Origin of the sequence: Methylobacterium sp. WL120, from assembly GCF_008039465.1 — a bacterium.
GTDB classification, from domain to species: Bacteria; Pseudomonadota; Alphaproteobacteria; order Rhizobiales; family Beijerinckiaceae; genus Methylobacterium; species Methylobacterium cerastii.
On sequence record NZ_VRUT01000262.1, the window covers coordinates 1 to 3,947 of the forward strand.

1 protein-coding gene and 2 pseudogenes are annotated in these 3,947 nt (G+C 51.7%); all 3 read left to right on the top strand.

Features of this window, described 5'->3' with window-relative positions; all coding sequences use genetic code 11:
• Nucleotides 1–161: pseudogene (gene cpsB, locus FV229_RS25760) on the top strand (mannose-1-phosphate guanylyltransferase/mannose-6-phosphate isomerase); the annotation flags it as partial.
• A gap of 114 nt (nt 162–275) precedes the next feature.
• Nucleotides 276–1,241 (top strand): annotated as a pseudogene (locus tag FV229_RS25765) (IS481 family transposase).
• Between the two features lie 188 nt (nt 1,242–1,429).
• Nucleotides 1,430–3,940, top strand: a complete 2,511-nt coding sequence (locus tag FV229_RS25770) for a glycosyltransferase (RefSeq protein WP_147754651.1) — start codon at nt 1,430–1,432, stop codon at nt 3,938–3,940.
• Nucleotides 3,941–3,947 lie beyond the last annotated feature (7 nt).

The window sequence follows — 3,947 nt, forward strand, 5'->3', positions numbered from 1 at the left end:
TGGTCCTCGTCCACGAGAACGAGGCGGTGTACCTGCCGATCGGCTCGATGCACCGGCTGGCCAACCCCGGCAAGATCCCCCTCGAGCTGATCGAGGTCCAGGTCGGCTCCTACACCGGCGAGGACGATATCATCCGCATCGAAGACATCTACGGACGATGAATCAAACAATGAATTATTTAGATGTTTGGTCCCGCCGTCTGATGATAAATCTGATGCCATATCGATGGACGCGCTACGAGACAGGTTCTTCACGTCAGCGCTACAACGACTGAGATGGTCCGTCGGGCAATCCAATCTCGTAAAGAGAGCGTGAGAGCCGCCGCGAAGCACTACGGGATCAGCCCGACCACTAAGCAGAAGTGGCGTTCACGCTCGATCAGCACCGATGCGCGGATGGGACTGAAGAAACCTCACGCCACGGTGCTGAGCCTGGAGCACGAGGCGATCATCGGCGCCTTTCGCCGGCACACCCTGTTGCCACTGGATGACTGCCTCTACGCGCTTCAGCCCAGCATCCCTCACCTAACCTGCTTGTCGCTGCACCGCTGTCTGCAACGGCACGGCATCAGTCGTCTGCCGGACGTCGACGGCGACAAGCCCAAACGGTCGCGCTTCAAAGCCTACCCGATCGGCTACTTCCACATCGAGATCGCACAGGTCAGCACCGAACAAGGCAAGCTCCATCTGTACGTTGCCATCGACCGTACGAGCAGGTTCGTCTTCGTCCAACTTCTCGAGAAGGCGAATCAACGGATTTCGGCAGCCTTTTTATGCGATCTGGTCGCGGCCGCGCCCTACACAATTCACACGATCCCGACCGACAATGGCATTCAGTTTACCGACAACAAGCCAGTAAAACCTGGGGCCGAGGCCAAGGTGATTGCCTATTGGGCCGAGCGCAATGAGCTGCGCTTGTACCGCTGGCACTCGTTCGAATGGGCCTGCGAGCAGACCAAAATCGAGCATCGCTTGACCAAACCACACGGCCCGTGGACGAACGGCTAGGTTGAGCGGATGAACCGGACCAGCAAGGACGCCACGGTTAAGCGTTACCATTACACCGACCACGACGAGCTGCGTCGTCACCTGCAACTGTTCGTGGAGACCTACAATTGCTGGCGCCATTTGAAGACCCTGCGAGGCCTTACGCCATACGAATTTATCTGCCAAACCTGGACGACAGAGCCCGAACGCTTCAAGCTCGAACCGTCACACCATATGCCACGACTAAACATCTGAAGGGATTACGTGATATTAAATTTTTCAAGTAGCAGTAAAACTTGATCTTTTACCCTCCAAAACATAGACGACCACCTCCTCCTGCCGCAATTGTCATCTGACTGAAATCGCTTCAAAATCGCTCAGAAACGCTGATGATTGCATTTACAATTTTGGCGCGCAAATTCCCATAAAATCATGAGTGACTTATGAACTTACCGAACAGTCATATTGAAAATGCCATCAATGAGATGTTAATAGTTATTCCTTCGATTAATGGGGGACAATTACTTTTCAGAATGTTTAGCTCAATGCGTAATGTACTGCATCGGATAGTCGTCTTAGATCAAGGGAGTACGGACGATACCGATGTAGTTTGCAGTGAGTTTGGCGTGGAAATTATCCAACTAGGCACACCTCGAACTTACACGCAAGCTTGCAATATTGGAATGAGTCTCGCGAAGGAACGAGATTGCCGATATCTCGTTGCGGCAAATAACGACATTAGACTTATTACGGACGTCTGCCGCCAGCTTCTTCGAGAGATGCTGCGCGATGACAATCTCGCCATCGTCGCCCCGGCGCAGATGGTCGTGGATGAAGTTGCAGGCGAGCGAACGATGACCTACCGAGTTAAATGGAATCTCACTGATGTAAGCTTTTCTCATGACCATACGGCTCCTGACCGACGTATTAAACGGCTCGAAGCAGATTTTTGTGAGCTTACTTTCGCTCTTATTCGCATTAGAGCTGCAGATGAGGTAGGTTTTTTAGACGATGACTTCGGCTTTTACTACGAAGATGCAGACTTTTGTTTCCGACTGCGTGAGGCTGGTTACGCAAGCGCTTATATACCTGAAGCACAAATTGAGCACTTCACAAGCTCGACTTTCTCAGGTGATCTCGCCCCTCGGAGAAAGAAGTACCTCCACAATAATAAATTCTTGTTTGCGAAGAAACACCTCGGCTATGGAGTCAATCATGCAGATCACGGTACGACTGGTTCGACTTCCTGGGAGGTCATGAATCGTCATCTACACCATACATTGCGTTTGAACGGTCTTCTTGACTCGACTAAGCCAGAACTAATCTTTGCTCATCCCGGTACAGAGCCTTTTAACTACCTCTATACTGCTTGGGAGACGACCCGACTCCCCCTTGGCTGGGCCGAAGCGGCGCGGCGCTACAAGAAGGTCATGACAGCGTCACGGTGGATAAAGGCGGTCTTTGAGGCTGAGGGCGTACCGGACGTGACGTGGGTGCCGCCCGGAGTTGAGACAGACGTTTTCACCCCTTGGGGTCTGCGCGACCGCCCGTTCAATGAAACGACATTCCTGTGGTTTGCCCGCAATCAGCACCGTAAGGGGCTCGACGTTATACGTGCGGCCTGGACCGCGCTGCGCATGCAACGCCCTAACGTGCAACTCATCATCATGGGACAAGACGTCCTTGACGTCTTCGGACTTCGCGCGGAAGCCACACAGGTGGGCAACCTTCGCATGGCGCGCATCACGGATGCCAACGTAAGCGTCTGGGAAATGGTGGACTCTCTTTCTGATGCAGAGATCGCCCAAATTTATCGTGGTGTTGACTACTACGTGTCGACTGCTCGATCGGAGGGATTTGGCTTCTCAACCGCGGAAGCAATGGCCTGCGGAACAATACCAATTTTTGGCCGCTATGGTGGCAGCACTGATTTGGCGTGCGAGGGTGCGCTCCTCTTTTCAGGACAACCTGTCCTAGCAGATTACAGGGACAAGGGCTTTGGAGATGTCGGCTATTGGTGGGAACCCGACGCGGCCGAGATCCTGGAACGACTTAACGAGGCTTGTTCGATGGATGCGGAATCATATTCCGGGCATTCGCAGGTTTGTCGCAAACACATTACGGCTGGATTCACGTGGCGGCACACTGCCTTTACGATGCGTGCGGCGCTTAAAGGTTCACAATATCAGCGTGAAGTCGTTCCAGTAAATACAGACACGGGACATGACGCCACGCATAATGAAATTATTGGCTTTGCTTCACATCTAGAGACTATTAATCAAACATCAAAACCAGGTATTTTGGATCGATATTTTGCGTTAGGTCGTAAACGCAAGGGGATTCAAATCTCAAAATATTTTAGCTCTTTTGACAAAGAATACTATATCAGAAACAATCCGGACGTATTCCTCGACGGGCAAGACCCTCTTGAGCATTTTATTAGAATTGGGTGGAAAGAAAGCCATCGAAAGCCTTCGAAATATTTTGATACACGCCAGTATATTGCTGCAAATCCACAAGTGCGACGGGCGCTGTTGCGCGGGGAGCGCGTCTTAAAAGGTTTTAAATCACCAATCCCTCTTGATAGAACTCCTGCAAAGACCGGCGTTCTCTTTATCGGCTATGTTGAAGCTAGCCTCGGACTTGGTGAGTCACTTCGCAATTTGATATCATCCGTCGCGCGGGAGCCCTTTCCATTTGCAATCTATCCCTACAACGTGCTTGTAGAAGACCGCTTCTCCGGGCATTTCATGCCTGAGCGCTATGATCTTGAGAGCAGATACCGCGTCAACGTCTTCGAAGCCGCTGCCGACCAGCTACCAGCTTTCTATAAAAAATTTCACCAAATAATTAAAAAAAAAAGACTTGGTCGATTCGTTGACCGGACGGTTGGGCAGCGGATGCCTGACGGGAGCGTTCAAAGCTTCCTCCTCTCGCTGAAGCTGACTTCGTAGAGTTCGG